The following is a 20,092-nucleotide window of genomic DNA, read 5'->3' as shown; positions in this document are numbered from 1 at the left end:
AAAATGATTTCAGAATGAAATTTTGGGGGATAAATTTAAAAATATATCTCCTGAAATTCAGTTATATCAGGCAACAGAAGTTGCCGAGAATACTCTAATAGTTAAAGGAGGAGGTATGTAAGATGGAGTATTTATACGAGCGCATATCGTATTTACGAGGTCTCGTGGATGGCTTGGAGATTGACGAAAAGACTAAAGAGGGCAGAGTGTTGATTGCCATAATCGATGCGCTGGAAGACTTTGCGGATGCTATAAATGACTTGGAAACCTCACAATCAGAACTTGATGATTATGTAGGCGCCATCGACGAAGATTTGTCAGAAGTAGAAGATGAAATTTACGATGATGAGTCTGACGACGAATATGATTATGTTGAAGTTGAATGTCCCAAATGTCATATGCTTATGAGCGTAGAAGACGAAATTCTTGACGATGAAGATGCAGAAATAGTATGTCCTCATTGTAATGAAACGATCAATGTGAAAGATGTAGTTATTTATGAAGATGATGATAAAGAATAGACCATAGACCAATGTAAAAAATACTCACTAAATTATTTTAGTGAGTATTTTTTTATTCATAAATATATACAGTCGTAAATATAATTTTTATAGAGAGGAGGACATGTAATGATAAACAAAAGCAAAAATTATGATGAATTACTGTATTCATTGCCATTTACTGTTAGAAATATAATCAACAAACTTGATGATAATTTGAAAGAAAGTTTAGAGGAAATAAGGCTCAGAATAGATAAACCATTGATGATTCATGTAGATAATCAAGAAAAATTTCTATCGATTGATGGAAAGATTGTTAACTCACCAAAATTAGCGTACATAGTAACAAATGAAGACTGTGAAAAAGCATTGCAACTTATATCAAAATCTTCGATATATGCTTTCGAAAATGAGATTAAAAATGGATACATAACATTAAAGGGCGGATATAGAGTTGGAATTTGTGGAAAATGCGTTCTTGAAAATGGATCAATAAAAACGATTATAAATATTTCAGGCTTTAATTATAGAATAGTGCGCCAATGTATAGGGGCATCTGATGAAATTATGAAGTATATTATAAAATATCCCAATATTGTGTACAATACGTTGATAATTTCGCCTCCACAATGTGGGAAAACAACATTGCTTAGAGATATAGCTCGCAATATTAGTAATGGGATGGCGGATTTTAATGGAGAAAATGTATCAATAATTGATGAGAGATCAGAAATTGCCGCATGTTTTAAAGGCAATCCACAGAATGATGTAGGATACCGTACCGATGTGTTGGATTCATGTCCAAAACATATTGGGATTTTAATGATGATAAGGTCTATGTCTCCAAAAGTTATAATAACCGATGAGATAGGGAAAATAGAAGATATTTTAGCTATACATGAAGCATTAAATGCAGGAGTAAATATAATTACTACGGTACACGGCAACAATGTAGAAGATATAATGAGAAAAAAATACATATGTGATATGCTAAACAACAGAGAGTTTGACAGGTACGTAATTCTTAGCAGAAAATTAGGGGCCGGTACAATTGATGCCATTCTTGATAAAGAATTTAAGGCTATTTTTAAAGGACCATATAGAAAGGAATGTAGTTTATTATGATAAAAATTATAGGAATGATAATGGTTCTAATTTCATCAACTTTGATAGGGTATTTAAAATCGCTTAAATATACGTTGAGAAGGCGGACAATAAGAGCTATTTTATCAAGCCTTAACATTTTGATTACTGAAATTACATATAACCAAATAACTTTATCAGAAGCATTTGCCAAATTATCAGAAACATCTGAATCAGGTATTGGGAAGCTTTTTTTAATAGCGTCTCAAATTTTAAATTCTAACGAGGGATATACGGCTAGTGAAGCATGGGAAATTGCACTTGATAAGGTGGGAGACCTTAACTTAAATCAAGATGATATAAGAATATTAAAATCGTTTGGAAAAGGACTTGGAAATTCTGATATATATAATCAGGAAAAGAATTTTAAGTTTACATCTGAATTGCTTAAAAAGCAACTTAGTGATGCGGAAGAATTGAGTAAAAAAAATGAAAAACTATATAAAAATCTTGGCGTATTGGTAGGCATAGCAGTAATTATCATATTTTTATGAGGAGGTAATGATTTTGAGCATAGATGTAATTTTTAAGATAGCTGCAATCGGAATTTTAGTAACTGTACTTAATCAAATATTGATTAGATCAGGAAGAGAAGAGCAAGCGATGATGGTTACACTGGCAGGTGTAGTAGTGGTATTGATGATGGTGATAACAATGATAAACAATTTATTTACAGCAGTCAAGAGTATCTTTCAACTGTATTAAAAAGGAGAAAATATACGAAGGGAATTGTTTCTATGGAAATTGTTCAAATTGTAGCGATTGGTATTATATGTATTATTATTCTCTCAATACTGAGAGAAACTAACAAAGACCTTGCAGTGATAATAAGTTTAATTGCCAGCATACTTATATTTTTTATGGTAATTCCTAAAATTAGCAATATAATAACAGTTTTAAATACTATTGCTGATAAAAGCGGAATTAACAATATATATGTTAAAACAATTTTTAAAATAATTGGTATTGCCTATATTGCGGAATTTGGAGTTCAGCTTTCAAATGATGCTAATGAAAAAAATATAGCAACTAAGATAGAGTTAGCAGCAAAAATAATAATTGTCTTTTTATCACTTCCTATAATAATAGCACTTGTTGATACGATAGTCTCTATAATGCCGTGAGGTGAAAAACGTGAGAAAAATTTTATTTTTAATGTTAATTTCAATAATAATTATATTTCCAATTAAAACATATGCTGATACGAATGATGATTTGTATAGCCAAATACAAAATGCTGATACTAGTCAAATCGATTCATTGATCAAAGAAATAAACGAGGAAAATGGAAATATATTTCCAATAACAGATGTTAAAACATATATTAGAAATGTTTTGAATGGAAAAGAAACATTTAATATAAAAGACATTATCAGCAATATATTAAAAATTCTTTTTAATGAAGTTAAATCATCATTAGATATTTTTATTCAGCTTATATTGTTAGCAATAATTAGCGCGGTATTGACAAATTTAGAAAATTCTTTTGGAAATGATGGCATAAGTCAAATTGCACATATAGCTGTATATGCAGTTTTAGTTATAGTAGCAATAAAAAGTTTCACAAACGTTTTAAACATTGGAAGAGATGCAATAGATAGTATGGTAAATTTTATGCAGGCGATTTTGCCAATTTTGATTACAATGTTGGCTTCCGTTGGAGCTTTTGCATCGGCATCTTTTTTTCAACCTGCGTTAATAATGGTAGTGGAATTTACAGCTAAAGAAATCAAGGACTTTATTCTTCCTGCAATACTCTTTATGACAGTAGTGAAAGTGATAAGTCGTATTTCCGATAAGTTTACTTTAGATAAGCTCGCAGATTTTTTTAAAACTATTTGTACCGCAGCTATTTCAATTTTACTTAGTATTTTTATAGGTGTTATAACGATTCAAGGGATCACATCATCTATAGCAGATGGTGCAATATCGAGGACGACAAAGTATGCAGTAGGGGCATTCTTGCCTGTTGTTGGCAGCATATTATCAGATAGCATCGATACTATTATGAGTGCATCGCTTTTAATAAAGGGGGCGATAAGCACTTTTGGACTTGTTTCTATAATTTTAATAGCTATTATCCCGATTATTAAGATATTTTCAGTGATGTTAATATATAAATTTTCTGCAGCCGTAATAGAGCCAATAGCTGACAAAAAAATAGTTGATTTTATATCTGATCTTACTACATCTATCGCATATGTATTTGCAGCATTGGTATCTGTAACTGTAATGATGTTTTTATCGATAACTGCTGTAATAAATGCATCTAGTATTAGCATAATGATGAGATAAAGGCTAAAAGGGGATGCATGATGTGGAAATGGTAAAAAATTGGATACTTCAAATAGCATATATTTCAATCTTAGCTATTGTATTCGAACTTTTGATTCCATCTTCGAATATGAAAAAATACGTGAAAGTTGTAATAGGATTGACAATCATGATTGCTATTATCAATCCCATTTTAGGTTTTTTGAGGAATGGAGTTGATATAAATAGTACATTGGAAAAGGAGTATAATTACAACAACATAGATATTAATTCCATGACTAAACAAGCTGAAGTAGAGAGAAATAAGCTTATAGTCGCTGAATACAAAAAAAGATTGAATGAACAGATAAAAGAAAAAATATTAGATGTAATAGACGCCTCTGATGTGGAAGTAGAATCATCAATAAATGAAGATTTAAACGATAAAAATTTTGGTGTGATAAAAAATGTACATGTAGTACTTTCAAACGTTAAATACAAAATGGTTAATGATAAAAATGACGGAAAAATTATAATAGATACAAGTAAATTTGATGAAAAAGAACAGATATTGGATGACATTAAAAATGATATAAGTAAATTCTATAATGTACCATTAAAGAATATAACTATAGAGGAAAGATAAAAAATGAAAGGGGGATAAATGTGGATTTGAATAAACTAAAGCAAAAAATTTTGAAGGCGGATAATAAGACTATCCAAGATTTAACAGTAATTTTCATTATTGGTTTGATTATTTTAATAGGGGCCAGCATATTTTTTAAGCCCAAACCTACAAATAAAGATTCAGATAAACAAATGGTTGTAAAACAAGTTGCAAATGATGATTATGCAAGTCAACTGGAATTAGAATTAAAGAATATTTTGTCAAAAATTCATGGAGCAGGGAATGTAGATGTTTTAGTGACGCTAGATTCTGACGAAGAAGTAGTAGCGGCTATGGATACAGTTCAGTCGGAAACTACTACAAATGAAAAAGACAGCAACGGTGGAACAAGAACGACCATTCAGAGCGAAACAAATAACAAAATTGTAACATCACAAACTACAAGTGGAGAAAATCAACCGATGATTTTAAAAAAGGTGATGCCAGAGATAAGAGGTGTTGTTGTTGTAGCAGATGGTGCGAAAGATCCCAATGTTCAATATGAACTTATGACATCTGTGGAGACGGCATTGGGAATTCCGGCATATAAGGTTAAAGTAGTATCTTCAAAATAAAATTTTAGGAGGTTATACTATGATGTATTTAAAGAAAAAATCTATAGCAATTGCATCTTTGGTCTTGCTTATAGCGATAGCTTTTGTCATTAATTATAGCTATCAAAATGGAATAAATAAAAATGCTTCAAGTAAAAGCAATGATTTAAATACGCAATTAATAGATAAAAGCCAGGCTTCAAGTTCCACATCCTCAAATAACCAGTCAGAAGCTACGACAGTATTATCAAGTGGATTATTTTCATCATATAGGCAAGATAGAGATGTCAATAGGAGCCGTAGCTTGGAAGCATTGCAAGAAATAGTAAATAATAAAAATACTAGCCAGGAGACTAGAGATGAAGCACAGAAACAGATCATCAAGTTAACTGAAACAAATCAAAAAGAATTGATATTAGAAAATTTAATTAAAGCAAAGGGATTTCAAGACGCTATAGTATTAATAGACAATAATACAGCGAATGTTATAGTACAAGCAGATAAATTATCTGAGGATGAAGTTGCAAAAATTCAAGATGTAGTTTCGCAACAAACTGGTTTTCCTCTTGATAACATAAAAATTATGAATAGAATGAATTAGTTATATTTGTAAAATAAATGGTTGTCTGTTATAATATTTATTGAAAGGAAGTGTTATTATGGAGGAAAATATAAGTCAAGAGCTTGAATTTGGTACGATCAAAATATCTGATGATGTGGTTGCGGTAATAGCCGGATTAGCGGCAACAGAAGTTCCAGGTGTTGCAGGGATGAGTGGTGGTGTTGTAAATGGCATTACTGAAATGCTTGGACGTAAAAATTTATCAAAAGGTGTCAAAGTTCAGGTTGGCGAGAAGGAAGCTGCAGTTGATTTGTATATTGTGGTTGATTATGGGGTAAGAATACCTGAAATTGCATGGAATGTCCAAGAAAATGTAAAAAAGGCTATAGAAACAATGACTGGTCTTAAAGCGGTTGAAGTAAATATACATGTTCAAGGCGTTAACATGGAAAAAGAACAAAAATCTAAAGAACCCCCTAAAGAAAATAAATAGTATTTAAACCCTCTTATCCTAGAGGGTTAATTTTAGTATGGAGGAACAAAAATGAAATTAGTTGATAAAATGTTATTAATGATATTTATAATTATCATAATGGCACTATCCATTTTATTAATTGGTTTGGGGTTTAATTTGATTGATCCGTATAAGTTTATAAAGATATTTCAACTACAAGGTCAAAACTATGTTTACAGTGTATCGGGTATACTTTTAATAATTGCTTGCATAATTTTTATTATCTCTGAATTAAATGAGAAATCTGATTCTGTAGCTTTGATTGTTTTAACTAGCAATTATGGAAATATTTCTATTTCATTTAATACTATTGCTAATCTTGTAGAGAAAAAAGCAAGAACCCATGATGGAATAAATACACAAAAGATCTATGTTTCAAAAGTTAATGAGAAAATATCAATTTCTATTGATGTAACTGTTTCACCAGACGTTAATATACCAGAGGTTGCTGAAAAACTTCAAAAAGATGTAAAAAGCTATATAGAGAATACGACAGCTGTTTATATCGATAGCGTAAAAATAAATGTAGTGAATTTGAGTTCAACTTTAAAAATGAGGGTAGAATAATTATGAACAGAGAAGAATTGCTGGTATTAATTCGTAGACATTTTGGAAAAATAGTAGGGATTTTACTTGGACTAATTATATCTTTATTTATTATCTTTTTAGGTTTTATAAAAACTTTGTTTATTTGTTTATGTATTTTTTTAGGTTATTATATTGGATATAAATTTGATTCTGGAACTTTAAATGATTTTAGTGATTTTATATTTAGATTTATTGGAAAATTAAATAAGAGGAGTTGAAAGATTTGAATAGAACTCAAGCAAGAGAGTGGTTAGTAAAGCTATTATATCAATTTGATGTATCAAAGTCTGAACCTTCTGATATTTTAAATAAATTTTTTGAGAATAATGATCCTGAAGAAGAAAAAGATTATATAGAAAAAACGTTTTATGGGATAGTTGAGAATGTAAATAATATTGACGATAGGATAAAGAAGTATCTTAAAAATTGGGATATTAATAGAATTGCAAAAATTGATTTGGCAATAATGAGATGCAGTTTCTATGAAATATTATATTGTGATGACATACCTAATAGTGTTTCTATTAATGAAGCAGTTGAGATAGCAAAAAAGTACAGCACTGAGAAATCGCCGTCTTTTATAAATGGGATTCTAGGAAATTTAGTAAAAGATTTTAATAATGATGGTGATAATTATGATAATTGATGGTAAAGTAATTGCAAAAAGAATAAGGGAAAATATAAAAGCAGAAATTCAAGACAATAATTATAAGCCAAAGCTTGCAATTCTCATTGCTGGAAATGATAGTGCATCTAAAATATATGCAAATGCCAAAGTTAAAGCTTGTGCAAGTGTAGGTATTGATGCTTCAACATATTTTTTTAATGAAAGTGAAGAAGAGAAATTTATAAAGAAGTTGGAGGAATTAAATGTCGATGATAATATACATGGAATAATTGTAGAAATGCCTCTTCCAAAATCATTTAATGCACAAAAAACTTATGATCTTATTAATCCTCTTAAAGATGTCGATTGTATATCTACTTATAACATGGGACGGCTATTTGCTGGCAATCCTCTTTATTTGCCTTGTACACCACGTGCAATATTAGAAATTTTAAATCAACTAGATGTAAACTTTACTGGGAAACACGCTGTTATCGTAGGTAGAAGTAATATACTAGGAAAACCAGTTGCTAAACTTATGCTAGATCTTGATATGACAGTAACTCAGTGCCATTCTAAAACTGTAGAATTAGAAAGATACACTAAGATGGCAGATGTGCTTATATTAGCAGCAGGAAAGAAAAATCTTATTAATGGTGATATGATAAAAGAAGGAGCTATTTTAATCGATGCTGGAATAAATGAGTGCAACGGTAAGATATATGGAGATTGTGATTTTCAAAGTGCAGAAAATCGCTGCTTGTACATAACACCTGTTCCAGGTGGCGTTGGCCCTGTTACAACTTCTATGGTTTTACTAAATACGTTGGAGGCATATAAAAATGCTATTAAAAACACTTACAGTAAAACAAGTCAATGACTATTTAAAAAGTATAGTTGGTAGTGATATAATATTAAAACATGTAATGATAAAAGGCGAAATATCGAATTTGCATTTTAGAGGACAAGCACTGTATTTTACATTGGTGGATGAATATTCATCTTTGAAATGCGTTATGTTTGAGGAATACATCAATGATTTAAAAGTCGATGTAAAAAATGGCATGTCTGTTGTTGCGACAGGCAGAATATCTGTTTATGAAAAAAGCGGCGCTTTTGAATTGCTTGTTTCTAAAATTGATGTTGAAGGAGCAGGCGCGCTTTTTTTATCCTTTGAAAAATTAAAACAGAAGCTTAGAAACGAAGGATTATTCGATTCTGATAAAAAGAAACCAATTCCTAAAAATCCGAATAAAATTGGTGTAATAACGTCGCCAACAGGTGCAGCAATCCATGACATAATAAATATTTTAAGACGAAGGAAACCATCTATAGATATATTGGTGGTTCCAATCTTGGTTCAGGGCAGTTCAGCTTCATTGGAGATTGAAGAAGCAATAAAGAAAGTAAATAGAAGAAATGATGTTGACTTAATTATATTAGGAAGAGGTGGAGGTTCATTTGAAGATTTTTATCCATTTAATGAAGAAAGAGTGGCAAGAGCTATTTATAATTCTAGAATACCTATAATATCTGCTGTCGGACATGAGACTGATTTTACGATTGCTGATTTTGTCGCTGATTTGAGAGCACCGACACCATCTGCTGCAGCCGAATTAGCTGTAACTGATATTAATTTTTACAATGAAAAAATAGAAAATTATAGAAAGAGTTTATATCGCTATGCAATGTCTATAATTATAGATAAAAGGCATCATCTAAATAGTTTAAAAAAACTAATTATAAGTAAAAATCCAATTGTAAAAAATCAGCAGTTAAAGATACGGTTAAATAGTTTAAATAGGATTATGGAAGACAGTATTTACAGCACTATAAACAATAAAAAGTTTAAATATATAAGTCTGATTGACAAATTAAATACTTTAAGTCCTTTAAATGTTTTAAAGCGTGGTTATACTTTGACAATGGACAAAGATAATGTAAGGCCAATTACAAAGGTTGAAAGTCTTTTTGTCAATGATAAAATATACGTGTTGTTTGAAGATGGTGAAGCTAAATGTACTGTTGATGAGGTGAGAATATATGAGCGATAATATGGATTTTGAGAAAAACATGGACAAGTTGGAGGAGATAGTTAAGAAGCTAGAAAAGGGGAATTTGCCATTAGAAGAATCTTTTAAGCTATTTAAAGAAGGTCTTTTATTATCCCAAAAATTAAATGATGTATTAAATGATATTGAAGGTAAAATTACCATGCTTATCAATAACGATGAAGAAATACCTTTTAACTTAGAGGAGGACAAAGATGTTTGATGACATTCTAATGGAAAAGATTGAATATATTAATAATGGATTAAATAAGCTATTAGATATAGATGATAGACCAGAAATTTTGTATGATGCAATGAGGTACAGTGTTTTTGCTGGTGGAAAAAGGCTTCGACCAGTATTATGTATATCATCCTGCGAACTTGTTGGTGGAGATAGAGATGATGCACTGCCGGTTGCTTGTGCCATAGAATTTATACATACATATTCATTAATACATGATGATTTGCCAGCTATGGATAATGATGATTTAAGGCGTGGAAAACCTACCAATCACAAGGTTTATGGTGAAGCACTTGCAATTCTTGCAGGAGATGCTTTATTAAATTATGGATTCGAGGTATTAATACATCATGCATTAGATTCAACAAATTGTCAAAATATATTAAGAGCAACGGAGGAGATTGCACATGCCGCAGGATGCCATGGTATGATAGGTGGGCAAGTTGTTGATTTATTGTCTGAGAACAAAGACATAACTGAAGAAGAATTAAAATTTATGCATGATCATAAAACAGGTGCGCTGATAAAGGCTTCTGTTGTTGCTGGTGCAATAATGGGTGGAGCTGATGATGAGACAATTAAAAAGTTAGGTGATTATGCTGAATATATAGGTTTGGCATTTCAGATAAAAGATGATATTTTAGATGTTTTAGGCAATGAATCAAAACTCGGGAAAAATGTAAAAAGTGATTTAGAAAACGGCAAGTCAACGTTTGTAAGTGTATTTGGACTTGAACATTCAATGAATTTAGTAAAAGAATTGACTGAAGGTGCGATTAGAATATTAGATGATTTTGGAGAGAAGGGCGAATTTTTAAAAGACCTTACTAAATATATGGCAGATAGAGATAGATAGAGTATAATGTAGCATTAATTTAATCAACATATGTAGTATATTTTTAGTAATCATAACCAGCCATTAAAAGCCTAAGCTGAACAATAGAAGATTTGATAGTGTTGAATAAAAATGTTATAATCAATATCGACATGAAGTGGTGCAGTATCCTAGTCGGTATTGTTAATTCTGAAGACGGGCCTAAAAATCCGTTAAAGGCATATCGATGAAGTTCCTGGTGCTGGCTTTTGATGCCCAATCGAGGGCTAGTGCTGGGAGTTAAGAAAAGAGGGGCAACCTGCAATGGCATGTGGGCATTGACCCCCTTTTCGTGGAGACCTATTCACGTGGCATTATGCTACGGTGTAGGGTGAACCTACCATGCGGTAATAAAGCTGTGGGTAGTGTAGCCTGCCTTGAGTGATTAAGGTGGTTATCAGACTGAACTTTAACTTAATGAGCTCGTAAGTTAAAGCTATTGCTGATGAAACCTTAATTGCAAAAGAGGATAGGAATTAACAAACCGTCGAGGAAAGCTCCTAGGCTGCTCGAAGGAGGCATATTGAGGATTACAGTGTGGACTAAGTGGTAATCCAGTTCTACCATTGGCGACAAGGTAGATTCAGGCTTAAAGGGAAACCGCCAATTGGCGACAGTTGGTGCCTGAATGGGAAATCCTGCTGGACCTAAGCCACAAAATTTACTCAATATGCTACCACTTCAATACATAGGGAGGATTTTTTTAATGCGCTCAAAAAAACTTAATATAAATTATAAGTGGACTATAAATGCTTTTATTTTTAGCTTTGTATTGGCAGTTATTATGAATTTTTCTTCAGATATATTATTGAAAAAAAGCAATATAATAATTGCTTTTTTTGTATTATTAGTTATAGTATTTACAGGAATTTTATTTGATATTATAGGTATTGCTGTTGCAACTGGATTTGAAGAGCCCTTTCATTCGATGGCGTCAAATAAAGTTTTTGGTGCTAAACAATCTATCAAATTAATACGAAATGCAGATATTGTCTCAAATTTTTGCAATGATATAATCGGCGATATATGCGGAATTGTGTCTGGTGCTGCTTTAACCAGTATCATCGCAAAATTATCCTTGTCTGGTTCGAAGAGCACTATATACGCAACTATATTTGGAGGGATATTATCTGCTGTAACAATTGGTGGTAAAGCTTTAGGGAAAAATTTTGGTATGCATGAGAGCCAGTCTATCATATTTGCTGTTGGTATATTTCTAGCCTGGATTGAAAAATATACAGGTATAGATTTTTTTTCTTCTAATTCTAAAAGAAATAAAACTAGAAAGTGAGTGGGCGAGATGCTCGAAAGAATTAATACACCAAATGACATAAAAAAATTCAGTTTAGCTGAGCTAGAAGATTTATCAAAAGAGATACGTAGTTTTTTAATAGAACAAATATCAAAGACAGGTGGACATCTTGCATCAAATCTTGGGGTTGTTGAGTTAACAATTGCACTTCATTATGTATTTGATTCACCTACAGATAAAATTATTTGGGATGTTGGTCACCAAAGCTATGTACATAAGATTTTAACTGGAAGGCGTAATTTATTTGATAGGTTAAGAAAATTTGGAGGATTATCAGGATTTCCAAAAAGAAACGAAAGTGTACATGATATATTTGAGACAGGTCACAGCAGCACATCTATATCTGCTGCTTTAGGAATAGCAAAATCAAGGGATCTAAATAACGAAAAATATTCTGTAATATCTGTTATCGGAGATGGCGCACTTACTGGTGGCATGGCTTTTGAGGCTTTAAATGATGCTGGTAGGTCGAAAACTAACCTAATTGTGATATTGAATCACAATGAAATGTCAATATCAAAAAATGTTGGAAGTCTTTCGCTGTATTTAAGTAAATTGAGAACGGATCCCAATTATTTTAAGTTAAAACGGGATTTAGAAAATATATTAAATTTGGTACCACCGATAGGTAAAAGCATTCACAAATCTATAGAGAAGATTAAAGATTCTATAAAACAATTGTTTGTTCCCGGTATGTTTTTTGAAGAGATGGGATTTACATATTTAGGACCTATTGATGGCCATGATATCGATTCTCTAATTGATGTATTAAAAAGGGCGAAAAAAATGGAAGGGCCGATATTTATACATGTAATAACAAAAAAAGGCAAAGGCTATGTATTTGCTGAAGAGAATCCTGATAAATTTCATTCAGCAGCTCCATTTAATATTATTACAGGTGAGTTTAAGAAGAAAAATTATGATACATATTCTGATGTATTTGGTAAAACTTTAACAGATTTGGCTACGAAAAATGATAAGATTGTAGCGATAACTGCTGCAATGCCTGACGGTACGGGATTAAGCTATTTTGCTAAAAAATTCCCCAACAGATTTTATGATGTAGGAATTGCAGAGCAACATGCAGCCACATTCGCAGCAGGTATGGCCATCAATGGCTATAAGCCATATTTTGCTGTATATTCAACGTTTTTGCAAAGAGCGTTTGACCAAGTAATACATGATATATGTATACAAAATTTGCCTGTAGTTTTGGCGATAGATAGAGCAGGTCTTGTTGGAGAAGATGGTGAAACACATCAAGGTGTGTTTGATGTTTCATTTCTAAGGATGATACCGAACATGACTATTATGGCTCCTAAAGATGCCAATGAATTTGTTGAAATGATTAAGTTATCAAGTATGATGCAGGGACCTTGCGCAATAAGGTATCCAAAAGGAAATGCAGGTGATTATGATGCAAAAAGAAAAGTGAGCTTTAAATTAGGCAAGGCTGAAGTTATACAGGAAGGTAGTAATGTGGCTATTTTTGCACTTGGTAGGATGGTTAACGTTGCAATAAATGCCATAGATAAACTTCAAAAAAATTCTGTAAATCCATATTTAGTAAATCTAAGATTTGCAAAGCCCCTTGATGTTGAGACGATATTGGAGATTTCAAAAAAAGTTGATTATATATTTACTGTTGAAGATAATGTAATGGTAGGCGGTGTAGGTAGTGCTATATTAGAGCTTCTAAGCGATAACAAGATTTATAAAAAGTTCTATAGATTTGGTTTCCCAGATAAATTTATTGAGCATGGCGATGTGGATAGCTTATTTAAAAAGTATAGATTAGATAGTGATTCTCTGGCAGAAAAAATTATTGAATTGGTGATATCATGAAGGGAAAAGAAAGAGCAGATATATTATTAGTAAATAAAGGCTTTTTTACATCTCGCGAAAAGGCTAAAGCTTCAATTATGGCAGGAGAAATATTTGCAGATGGCAAAAGGGTAGATAAGGCTGGAGATATGATTAGTGTTAATTCGAAACTGGAAGTACGAGGAAAGATAAACCCTTTTGTAAGTCGTGGAGGCTTAAAACTTGAGAAAGCGATAAAATATTTTAAAATTGATGTAAAAGATAAAATCGCAATGGATGTTGGAGCATCTACTGGGGGGTTTACAGATTGTTTATTAAAAAATGGAGCTAAAAAGGTATATGCTATTGATGTTGGATATGGTCAGCTAGACTGGAACTTAAGAAACGATAAACGTGTTGTAAACATGGAAAGAACTAATATACGTTATCTTGATGATTTACCTGATGTTGTCGATATAGTGACTATAGATGTGTCTTTTATATCACTTGCAATTGTAATACCATCAATTAAGAAATTTTTAAAAGACGGTGGCGAATTGATATCCCTCATTAAACCGCAATTTGAAGCAGGGAGAGAAAAAGTTGGTAAAAATGGTGTTGTTAAGGACAAAAGCGTCCATATAGAAGTTATAAAAAAAGTTATAGATGTATTAGAAAGACTATCATTTGGTATACATGGAATTACTTTTTCTCCTATAAAAGGCCCAGAGGGAAATATTGAGTATTTAATTTATGCAAAAAATAATGATACTAATTTCATTGAAATTGATGTTGAAAAATTAGTAGAAATGTCGCATGATATACTTAATAAAAATAAAAAGTTATAAAAAGAAGGATATTTAAAAGTTTTGTAGAATTATGAATTTAAGTTTTTAAATATGTGGTGATGGAATGAAAAATATTTGTGTTATACCTAATGTACACAAAGACAAAAACTTAAGGATGACCCAAAATCTTGTCAGTTGGATTATTGAACATGGTAATAATCCTGTTTTAAATGAAGTTATTGCATCGAAAATTGGTTATGATGAATATGGCAAAAGTACTTCAGAAATTTTTGAAATCAGTGATTTCATTGTAGCTTTGGGTGGCGATGGTACGATTTTAAACGTTGCCAGACAATGTGCATCATTTTCGACTCCAATTCTCGGCGTTAATTTAGGGCATCTGGGATTTTTAGCAGAGGTTGACAATGAAAATATATATGAAGCGGTGGAAAAGATAATCAAAGGGGAATTTTCAATTGATAAAAGGATGATGTTGGAAGCAAGTGTTGTTAAAGATAATATGGAGGTAGTTAATTTTATTGCTTTAAATGATATTGTTGTAACTAGGGGTTCTTTTTCGAGGATGGTAAAATTAAAAGTATTTGTAAATGAACAATATGTAAATACTTATTTGGCTGACGGAATTATTATATCCAGCCCAACAGGTTCGACTGCGTATTCTTTATCTGCAGGAGGGCCTATTGTGTATCCAAACCTAGAATTGTTTGTCATAACGCCAATATGTCCTCATACATTGCATTCGCGCTCAATAATTGTATCAGAAAAAGATAGAATAAAGCTTGTAATAGTGGGAGAGAATCAAGATGTAATGATAACAACCGATGGACAGCAAGGTTATAAACTAGACAGTGGTGATAATATTTATATAAGAAAGAGTAATAAATATACTAATTTAATACGACTTAAAAATACAAATTTTTTCGATTTATTGCGTAGCAAGTTATCAGAGAGAAATATTAACACATGACAAGGAGTGTTAGAATGATGAAGTTAGCTAGACACGCAAAAATTCTTGAGATAATAAGCAAAAATGAAATTGAAACTCAGGAAGAGCTGGCTGATGCTCTTCAAAAGGAAGGGATAAAAGTAACTCAAGCGACAGTATCCCGTGATATTAAAGAATTAAGGCTTATAAAAGTATTGAGCGCTGATGGTAAAAAATATAAGTATGCATCTATGAAAAATCCGGATAATAAAGTTACTGACAAATTAGTTGCACTTTTGTCTGGAATTATAAGCATAGATTATGCTGGAAACACAATAGTCATTAAGACACTTTCCGGTACGGCACCTGCGGCTGCGGAAGCATTGGATACATTAAACTGGAATGAAGTCGTGGGAACACTTGCTGGCGACAATACCATATTTATGTTAGTAAGATCGGAAGATTCCGTAAAAGAAATTATTGATAGAATTAATGAGCTGATTAAATGAATAGTTTTTAAGGGGGATTATGATGATCCTTGCACTGAGTATAAAAAATATAGCGCTAATTGAAGAAGCTGAGATAAAATTTGAAGATGGTTTAAACATACTTACCGGAGAAACAGGTGCCGGTAAATCTATTGTTATTGATTCAATGATGCTTTTGCTAGGTGGGAGGGCAAATAAAGACATAATACGGAATGGTACTCAAAAGGCGACTGTGGAAGGTATATTTTTAATAAATTCCCACAGGGACTTAATACATAACATTCTTGATGAAGCTGGTATCGAATATGAGGAAGATGATACTCTGATAATAAGTAGAGATATAACTGAAAATGGAAGAAATTATTGCAGAGTTAATGGCAGAATTGTGCCATTATCTTTTTTGAATAAACTTGGAACGTATCTAGTAGACATTTTAGGGCAGCATGAGCACCAGTTTCTTCTTGATAACAGTAAACATATGACGATATTAGATAATTTTCAAGATAAAAATTTTTTTAAGACAAAAAATATTATCAAGGATTTGCTGGAAAAATATAATTCTTTAAATAATAAATTAAAAGAATTTAATTTGGATGATAAAGAAAAAATATCAAGAATAGATCTTCTAAAATACCAAATAAATGAAATTGAATCAGCTAACATCAAACCAGAAGAAGAGGATGATTTAATTGAAAAGCGCAATATATTGATAAACTCTGAAAAACTATTTAATTATATGAATGAGTCGTATAATTTACTTTACAAAGGTATAGAAGATAATACTTCTATCATTGATAATCTTAGTACTGTTTTAAAAAATTTAGATACTTCATCACGAATAGACAAAAAGCTTGAGAAATTGAAAGATATGATTGAAAGTATTTTATATACATTGGAAGATTGTTCCTTACAAATAAGAGATTATGTAGAAAATATTGACTTTAATGCAGAAAATTTGAATGAAATAGAAAAAAGATTAGATTTGTTAAATAATCTTAAAAGAAAATATGGACGAACGATAGAAGAAATAATTAAATATAAAGAGGAAAAAAATAATGAATTGTTAAAATTGTTAGATGCGGAAAAAGAAATTAATAAAATAAATGAAGAAAAAGAAAAAATAATGGCTAAGATAAAGGAATTGTCTGATGAATTACATCTGAAAAGAAAAAATGTGGCAGATTTTCTAGAAAAGAAAGTCAGTACTGTATTAAGTGAGCTGAATATGCCCAATACAATATTCAAAGTTGATATCAGAAAGAAAGATGTACCAAACGAAAATGGAATGGATGATGTAGAATTTTTGATTTCAACTAATATTGGAGAACCATTAAAACCACTTGAAAAGATAGCATCTGGTGGTGAGTTATCTAGGATAATGCTGGCTCTTAAAACAATTTTAGCAGATTTTGATGGTATTTCAACGTTGATATTTGACGAAGTTGATACGGGAATTAGTGGTAAAGCGGCACAGGCAGTTGCAGAGAAAATAGCTTTAATATCAAGAAATCATCAAGTTATATGCGTTACACATTTGCCTCAAATAACATCTATGGCTGATTCACATTATAAAATTACAAAAGAAGTCAATAAAGATAAAACATATATAAAAATTGAAAAGCTTAATTACGAAGGAAAAATAAAAGAATTATCACGAATAATAAGCGGTTCAATTATGACAGATACTACTTATAATCATTCAAAAGAATTAATTGATTTGGCACAGAAATATAAAAATTCTATAAGTCAAAGGTAGATATACGGGTTTAAGACCGTATTTTTTTTATTTTTTGAAAAAAAGTTATTAATTAACTTAGAAATCTAGCTTTTTATTGACAGTATATAAATCATATTAAAGGGTTAATTTAAACTTAGCAAAATTAAATGAGGGAGTGATTAAATTGAAATGGAATAAATTTAAATATTTAATTTTTATTTTTTTATCGGCTTTAATAATATATGTTAATTATATACCAGCAATTAAAGGTATTTGCCAAACTCCCAATTATTTTAAAATTTTTGAAGGAGAAAAGGTAAATTTTAATTTTAATTTGCCTCTTAAAGTCGGCTTTTATACAGACAAAAAAGGAATTGTTAAAATTATTAATAACGACAATAAAAACATCCTAAATTTGGAAAGACCATTTTCTGTGGAAACATTAAATCGAGGAAAAGTAAATATAAATCTTAAACTATTTGGCATTTTGCCAATAAAAAATGTTTCTGTTGATGTTATACCAACGATAAATGTCATTCCAGGAGGGCAATCAATAGGAGTTAGACTCAATACAAAAGGAGCACTTGTAGTTGGATACGCAGATATAATTGGCACAGATGACAGAATTTATAGCCCGTATAGAGAGGGCAAAATACAAATAGGTGACATTATACTGGAGGTTAACAATATAAAGATTAGCTGTGCTGATGATATCACGAATATTATAAATAATCAAAAAGGTTTGCCCGTAACTTTAAAGATAAATAGAAAAGGTAATATTGTATATGCTAAAATACACCCTGTGTTGGCTAAAGAAGATGAAAAATACAAGTTAGGATTGTGGGTGAGAGATCACACTGCTGGAATCGGAACACTAACATTTTATTCTGCAGATAAAAGATTTTATGCAGCTTTAGGGCATGCAATTACAGACATTGATACAGGAGATATATTATCTGTGAATAATGGACAAGTGATGAAATCTAGAATAGTATCTATAAGCAAGGGGAAAAGAAGCAGTCCTGGAGAGTTGAGGGGGATATTTTTAGAAGAGGTTGATAATATAGGAAATATTGAAAAGAATACTGAATATGGAATATACGGCAAAGTATATAATGATATAAATGACATAGTTGGAAAACCGATACCAATAGGTTTTCAATCTCAAGTTAAAGAGGGCCCAGCAAAAATTTTAACAACAATTGATAATACAGGAGTTAAAGAATTTGATATACAAATTGTAAAAAAAGTTGAGCAGAAAAATCCAAATCAAAAAGGAATGATTATTAAAGTTGTAGATAAAAATTTGCTAAGTAAGACAGGGGGAATAGTACAGGGGATGAGTGGAAGCCCAATAATACAAAATGGGAAGCTTATTGGTGCAGTAACACATGTATTTGTTAATGATCCTTCGAAAGGATATGCTGTCTATGCAGAATGGATGATAAATGAAATGAAAAATTTACAAAGTGACAAAAATGTATTTAATAATTAGGGGAAGAAAAATTTCCCTAATATTTTTATTGTTAAAAGAAGGAAATTAAATTTTTTTGTAGAATATTATAAAATAGATTTGTTTTTTATAAATAAAAAAGGATAAAAAGGCATAAGGAGGGGCGTTTCTTGTTAAGAAAAATTAAACTAGGGATTTGTGATGATAATAAGGAATTTGTTAGTATCATGGTGGACTATTTATCGACGAAAGAAAATATCGAGATAATAGGTACATCGAATGACGGCAATCAAGCAATAAATTTAATACAAAATAATGAATTGGATTTATTAATTTTAGATATTATAATGCCGTATTTAGATGGTATTGGAGTATTAGAGAAACTAAACGAATTAAAAATTAAAAAGCCAAAAATATTAATACTTTCAGCAGTAGGACAAGAAAAAATTACACAGAGGGCAATAAGTCTTGGGGCAGATTATTATATTTTAAAACCATTTGATTTGGAGTTACTTTCAAAGAGAATAATAGAAATAATGGAATTTCAAACAGATGTGGTTACAAAAGCTATTATGCCAGTTATGGGAGAAAAAAGGTCAGCTGATTTGGAGACTTTGATTACACAGGTTATACATGATGTAGGGATTCCAGCCCATATCAAAGGCTATTTATATTTAAGAGACGCGATTACATTGGTTATTAATAATATTGAATATCTAAACTCAGTAACAAAATTATTATACCCTAAGATAGCAGAAAAATATGAGACGACTCCCAGCAGAGTAGAACGAGCAATTAGACATGCGATTGAAGTTGCGTGGAGCAGGGGTAAAGTTGATGTTTTAAATGACTTATTTGGTTATACAATAAATGACGAAAAAGGTAAGCCAACAAATTCTGAGTTTATAGCACTTATCGCTGATAAATTAAGATTAAGTTTAAAGGTGAGTTAATAAAGTACGGTGATACTTTCACCGTATTTTATTGTTTTACCTTGTTTAAAATTGTGCTATAATAAACAAAGAATAAAT

At 31.0% G+C, this 20,092-nt stretch carries 25 protein-coding genes; all 25 read left to right on the top strand.

What is annotated here, in order from left to right; genetic code table 11:
- Positions 1 to 122: 122 nt before the first annotated feature.
- The 25 genes from J2Z80_RS06215 (at position 123) to spo0A (ending at position 20,014) form a co-directional block, all read left to right on the top strand.
- Positions 123 to 521, top strand: a complete 399-nt coding sequence (locus J2Z80_RS06215) for a CD1247 N-terminal domain-containing protein (protein WP_209453623.1) — start codon at positions 123 to 125, stop codon at positions 519 to 521.
- A gap of 108 nt (positions 522 to 629) precedes the next feature.
- On the top strand, positions 630 to 1,625 hold the full coding sequence (gene spoIIIAA / locus J2Z80_RS06210; RefSeq protein WP_209453622.1) for a stage III sporulation protein AA: 996 nt from the start codon (positions 630 to 632) through the stop codon (positions 1,623 to 1,625).
- On the top strand, positions 1,622 to 2,137 hold the full coding sequence (gene spoIIIAB, locus J2Z80_RS06205; protein WP_209453621.1) for a stage III sporulation protein SpoIIIAB: 516 nt from the start codon (positions 1,622 to 1,624) through the stop codon (positions 2,135 to 2,137). Before spoIIIAA ends, spoIIIAB begins: the two co-directional genes overlap by 4 nt.
- Before the next feature lie 13 nt (positions 2,138 to 2,150).
- Entirely contained in the window at positions 2,151 to 2,348 is a 198-nt protein-coding gene (gene spoIIIAC, locus J2Z80_RS06200) for a stage III sporulation protein AC (protein WP_094398066.1), read from the top strand.
- A 32-nt stretch (positions 2,349 to 2,380) separates the two neighbouring features.
- Positions 2,381 to 2,767, top strand: a complete 387-nt coding sequence (gene spoIIIAD, locus J2Z80_RS06195) for a stage III sporulation protein AD (RefSeq protein ID WP_209453620.1) — start codon at positions 2,381 to 2,383, stop codon at positions 2,765 to 2,767.
- 10 nt (positions 2,768 to 2,777) lie between these two features.
- On the top strand, positions 2,778 to 3,938 hold the full coding sequence (gene spoIIIAE, locus J2Z80_RS06190; protein ID WP_209453619.1) for a stage III sporulation protein AE: 1,161 nt from the start codon (positions 2,778 to 2,780) through the stop codon (positions 3,936 to 3,938).
- A gap of 28 nt (positions 3,939 to 3,966) precedes the next feature.
- A complete protein-coding gene (gene spoIIIAF / locus J2Z80_RS06185) occupies positions 3,967 to 4,542 on the top strand; it encodes a stage III sporulation protein AF (RefSeq protein WP_245301184.1) in 576 nt (191 codons plus the stop codon).
- Positions 4,543 to 4,562: 20 nt separating this feature from the next.
- On the top strand, positions 4,563 to 5,138 hold the full coding sequence (gene spoIIIAG, locus J2Z80_RS06180) for a stage III sporulation protein AG (protein ID WP_209453617.1): 576 nt from the start codon (positions 4,563 to 4,565) through the stop codon (positions 5,136 to 5,138).
- 19 nt (positions 5,139 to 5,157) lie between these two features.
- Positions 5,158 to 5,718, top strand: a complete 561-nt coding sequence (locus J2Z80_RS06175) for a SpoIIIAH-like family protein (protein ID WP_209453616.1) — start codon at positions 5,158 to 5,160, stop codon at positions 5,716 to 5,718.
- A 58-nt stretch (positions 5,719 to 5,776) separates the two neighbouring features.
- A complete protein-coding gene (locus J2Z80_RS06170; protein ID WP_013297786.1) occupies positions 5,777 to 6,172 on the top strand; it encodes an Asp23/Gls24 family envelope stress response protein in 396 nt (131 codons plus the stop codon).
- 51 nt (positions 6,173 to 6,223) lie between these two features.
- Positions 6,224 to 6,760: an alkaline shock response membrane anchor protein AmaP gene (amaP, locus tag J2Z80_RS06165; protein ID WP_209453615.1), complete on the top strand. Its 537-nt coding sequence runs from the start codon at positions 6,224 to 6,226 to the stop codon at positions 6,758 to 6,760.
- Between the two features lie 2 nt (positions 6,761 to 6,762).
- Positions 6,763 to 6,999, top strand: a complete 237-nt coding sequence (locus tag J2Z80_RS06160) for a DUF2273 domain-containing protein (RefSeq protein WP_209453614.1) — start codon at positions 6,763 to 6,765, stop codon at positions 6,997 to 6,999.
- Positions 7,000 to 7,004: 5 nt separating this feature from the next.
- Positions 7,005 to 7,427 (top strand): transcription antitermination factor NusB, encoded by a 423-nt coding sequence (nusB, locus tag J2Z80_RS06155; protein ID WP_209453613.1) that lies wholly within the window; start codon positions 7,005 to 7,007, stop codon positions 7,425 to 7,427.
- Complete coding sequence (locus J2Z80_RS06150) at positions 7,417 to 8,268, top strand: bifunctional 5,10-methylenetetrahydrofolate dehydrogenase/5,10-methenyltetrahydrofolate cyclohydrolase (protein ID WP_209453631.1); 852 nt, start codon at positions 7,417 to 7,419, stop codon at positions 8,266 to 8,268. The genes nusB and J2Z80_RS06150 overlap by 11 nt, the downstream gene beginning before the upstream one ends.
- A complete protein-coding gene (gene xseA, locus J2Z80_RS06145; RefSeq protein WP_209453612.1) occupies positions 8,231 to 9,442 on the top strand; it encodes an exodeoxyribonuclease VII large subunit in 1,212 nt (403 codons plus the stop codon). Before J2Z80_RS06150 ends, xseA begins: the two co-directional genes overlap by 38 nt.
- The gene (xseB, locus tag J2Z80_RS06140) at positions 9,432 to 9,662 is read left to right on the top strand and encodes an exodeoxyribonuclease VII small subunit (protein WP_209453611.1); all 231 of its coding nucleotides are present in this window, start codon (positions 9,432 to 9,434) and stop codon (positions 9,660 to 9,662) included. The genes xseA and xseB overlap by 11 nt, the downstream gene beginning before the upstream one ends.
- Positions 9,655 to 10,536, top strand: coding sequence for a polyprenyl synthetase family protein (locus tag J2Z80_RS06135; RefSeq protein WP_209453610.1), 882 nt, complete (start codon positions 9,655 to 9,657; stop codon positions 10,534 to 10,536). Before xseB ends, J2Z80_RS06135 begins: the two co-directional genes overlap by 8 nt.
- A 724-nt stretch (positions 10,537 to 11,260) precedes the next feature.
- The gene (locus tag J2Z80_RS06130; RefSeq protein ID WP_209453609.1) at positions 11,261 to 11,845 is read left to right on the top strand and encodes a hypothetical protein; all 585 of its coding nucleotides are present in this window, start codon (positions 11,261 to 11,263) and stop codon (positions 11,843 to 11,845) included.
- Positions 11,846 to 11,854: 9 nt separating this feature from the next.
- Positions 11,855 to 13,711: a 1-deoxy-D-xylulose-5-phosphate synthase gene (dxs, locus tag J2Z80_RS06125; RefSeq protein ID WP_209453608.1), complete on the top strand. Its 1,857-nt coding sequence runs from the start codon at positions 11,855 to 11,857 to the stop codon at positions 13,709 to 13,711.
- Entirely contained in the window at positions 13,708 to 14,517 is an 810-nt protein-coding gene (locus J2Z80_RS06120; protein WP_209453607.1) for a TlyA family RNA methyltransferase, read from the top strand. Before dxs ends, J2Z80_RS06120 begins: the two co-directional genes overlap by 4 nt.
- Before the next feature lie 64 nt (positions 14,518 to 14,581).
- Positions 14,582 to 15,445 (top strand): NAD(+)/NADH kinase, encoded by an 864-nt coding sequence (locus J2Z80_RS06115; RefSeq protein ID WP_209453606.1) that lies wholly within the window; start codon positions 14,582 to 14,584, stop codon positions 15,443 to 15,445.
- Between the two features lie 14 nt (positions 15,446 to 15,459).
- A complete protein-coding gene (locus J2Z80_RS06110; protein ID WP_209453605.1) occupies positions 15,460 to 15,912 on the top strand; it encodes an arginine repressor in 453 nt (150 codons plus the stop codon).
- 22 nt (positions 15,913 to 15,934) lie between these two features.
- Positions 15,935 to 17,647: a DNA repair protein RecN gene (gene recN, locus J2Z80_RS06105; protein WP_209453604.1), complete on the top strand. Its 1,713-nt coding sequence runs from the start codon at positions 15,935 to 15,937 to the stop codon at positions 17,645 to 17,647.
- Between the two features lie 145 nt (positions 17,648 to 17,792).
- Positions 17,793 to 19,103 (top strand): SpoIVB peptidase, encoded by a 1,311-nt coding sequence (gene spoIVB / locus J2Z80_RS06100; RefSeq protein ID WP_209453603.1) that lies wholly within the window; start codon positions 17,793 to 17,795, stop codon positions 19,101 to 19,103.
- Between the two features lie 185 nt (positions 19,104 to 19,288).
- The gene (gene spo0A / locus J2Z80_RS06095) at positions 19,289 to 20,014 is read left to right on the top strand and encodes a sporulation transcription factor Spo0A (RefSeq protein ID WP_398506846.1); all 726 of its coding nucleotides are present in this window, start codon (positions 19,289 to 19,291) and stop codon (positions 20,012 to 20,014) included.
- The last annotated feature ends 78 nt before the right edge of the window (positions 20,015 to 20,092 follow it).

The organism is Thermoanaerobacterium butyriciformans, assembly GCF_017874545.1.
Classification (GTDB): Bacteria; Bacillota; Thermoanaerobacteria; order Thermoanaerobacterales; family Thermoanaerobacteraceae; genus Thermoanaerobacterium; species Thermoanaerobacterium butyriciformans.
Note: the sequence above shows the minus strand (reverse complement) of the source record. Positions and strands in the feature narration are given on the sequence as shown.

Excerpts from the sequence above, each read along its gene's own strand:
- J2Z80_RS06215 (WP_209453623.1), top strand. The coding sequence starts at position 123 with ATGGAGTATTTATACGAGCGCATATCGTATTTACGAGGTCTCGTGGAT.
- spoIIIAA (WP_209453622.1), top strand. The coding sequence starts at position 630 with ATGATAAACAAAAGCAAAAATTATGATGAATTACTGTATTCATTGCCA.
- spoIIIAB (WP_209453621.1), top strand. The coding sequence starts at position 1,622 with ATGATAAAAATTATAGGAATGATAATGGTTCTAATTTCATCAACTTTG.
- spoIIIAD (WP_209453620.1), top strand. The coding sequence starts at position 2,381 with ATGGAAATTGTTCAAATTGTAGCGATTGGTATTATATGTATTATTATT.
- spoIIIAF (WP_245301184.1), top strand. The coding sequence starts at position 3,967 with ATGGTAAAAAATTGGATACTTCAAATAGCATATATTTCAATCTTAGCT.
- J2Z80_RS06175 (WP_209453616.1), top strand. The coding sequence starts at position 5,158 with ATGATGTATTTAAAGAAAAAATCTATAGCAATTGCATCTTTGGTCTTG.
- J2Z80_RS06170 (WP_013297786.1), top strand. The coding sequence starts at position 5,777 with ATGGAGGAAAATATAAGTCAAGAGCTTGAATTTGGTACGATCAAAATA.
- amaP (WP_209453615.1), top strand. The coding sequence starts at position 6,224 with ATGAAATTAGTTGATAAAATGTTATTAATGATATTTATAATTATCATA.
- J2Z80_RS06160 (WP_209453614.1), top strand. The coding sequence starts at position 6,763 with ATGAACAGAGAAGAATTGCTGGTATTAATTCGTAGACATTTTGGAAAA.
- J2Z80_RS06150 (WP_209453631.1), top strand. The coding sequence starts at position 7,417 with ATGATAATTGATGGTAAAGTAATTGCAAAAAGAATAAGGGAAAATATA.
- xseA (WP_209453612.1), top strand. The coding sequence starts at position 8,231 with ATGCTATTAAAAACACTTACAGTAAAACAAGTCAATGACTATTTAAAA.
- xseB (WP_209453611.1), top strand. The coding sequence starts at position 9,432 with ATGAGCGATAATATGGATTTTGAGAAAAACATGGACAAGTTGGAGGAG.
- J2Z80_RS06135 (WP_209453610.1), top strand. The coding sequence starts at position 9,655 with ATGTTTGATGACATTCTAATGGAAAAGATTGAATATATTAATAATGGA.
- J2Z80_RS06130 (WP_209453609.1), top strand. The coding sequence starts at position 11,261 with ATGCGCTCAAAAAAACTTAATATAAATTATAAGTGGACTATAAATGCT.
- dxs (WP_209453608.1), top strand. The coding sequence starts at position 11,855 with ATGCTCGAAAGAATTAATACACCAAATGACATAAAAAAATTCAGTTTA.
- J2Z80_RS06120 (WP_209453607.1), top strand. The coding sequence starts at position 13,708 with ATGAAGGGAAAAGAAAGAGCAGATATATTATTAGTAAATAAAGGCTTT.
- J2Z80_RS06115 (WP_209453606.1), top strand. The coding sequence starts at position 14,582 with ATGAAAAATATTTGTGTTATACCTAATGTACACAAAGACAAAAACTTA.
- J2Z80_RS06110 (WP_209453605.1), top strand. The coding sequence starts at position 15,460 with ATGATGAAGTTAGCTAGACACGCAAAAATTCTTGAGATAATAAGCAAA.
- recN (WP_209453604.1), top strand. The coding sequence starts at position 15,935 with ATGATCCTTGCACTGAGTATAAAAAATATAGCGCTAATTGAAGAAGCT.
- spo0A (WP_398506846.1), top strand. The coding sequence starts at position 19,289 with ATGGTGGACTATTTATCGACGAAAGAAAATATCGAGATAATAGGTACA.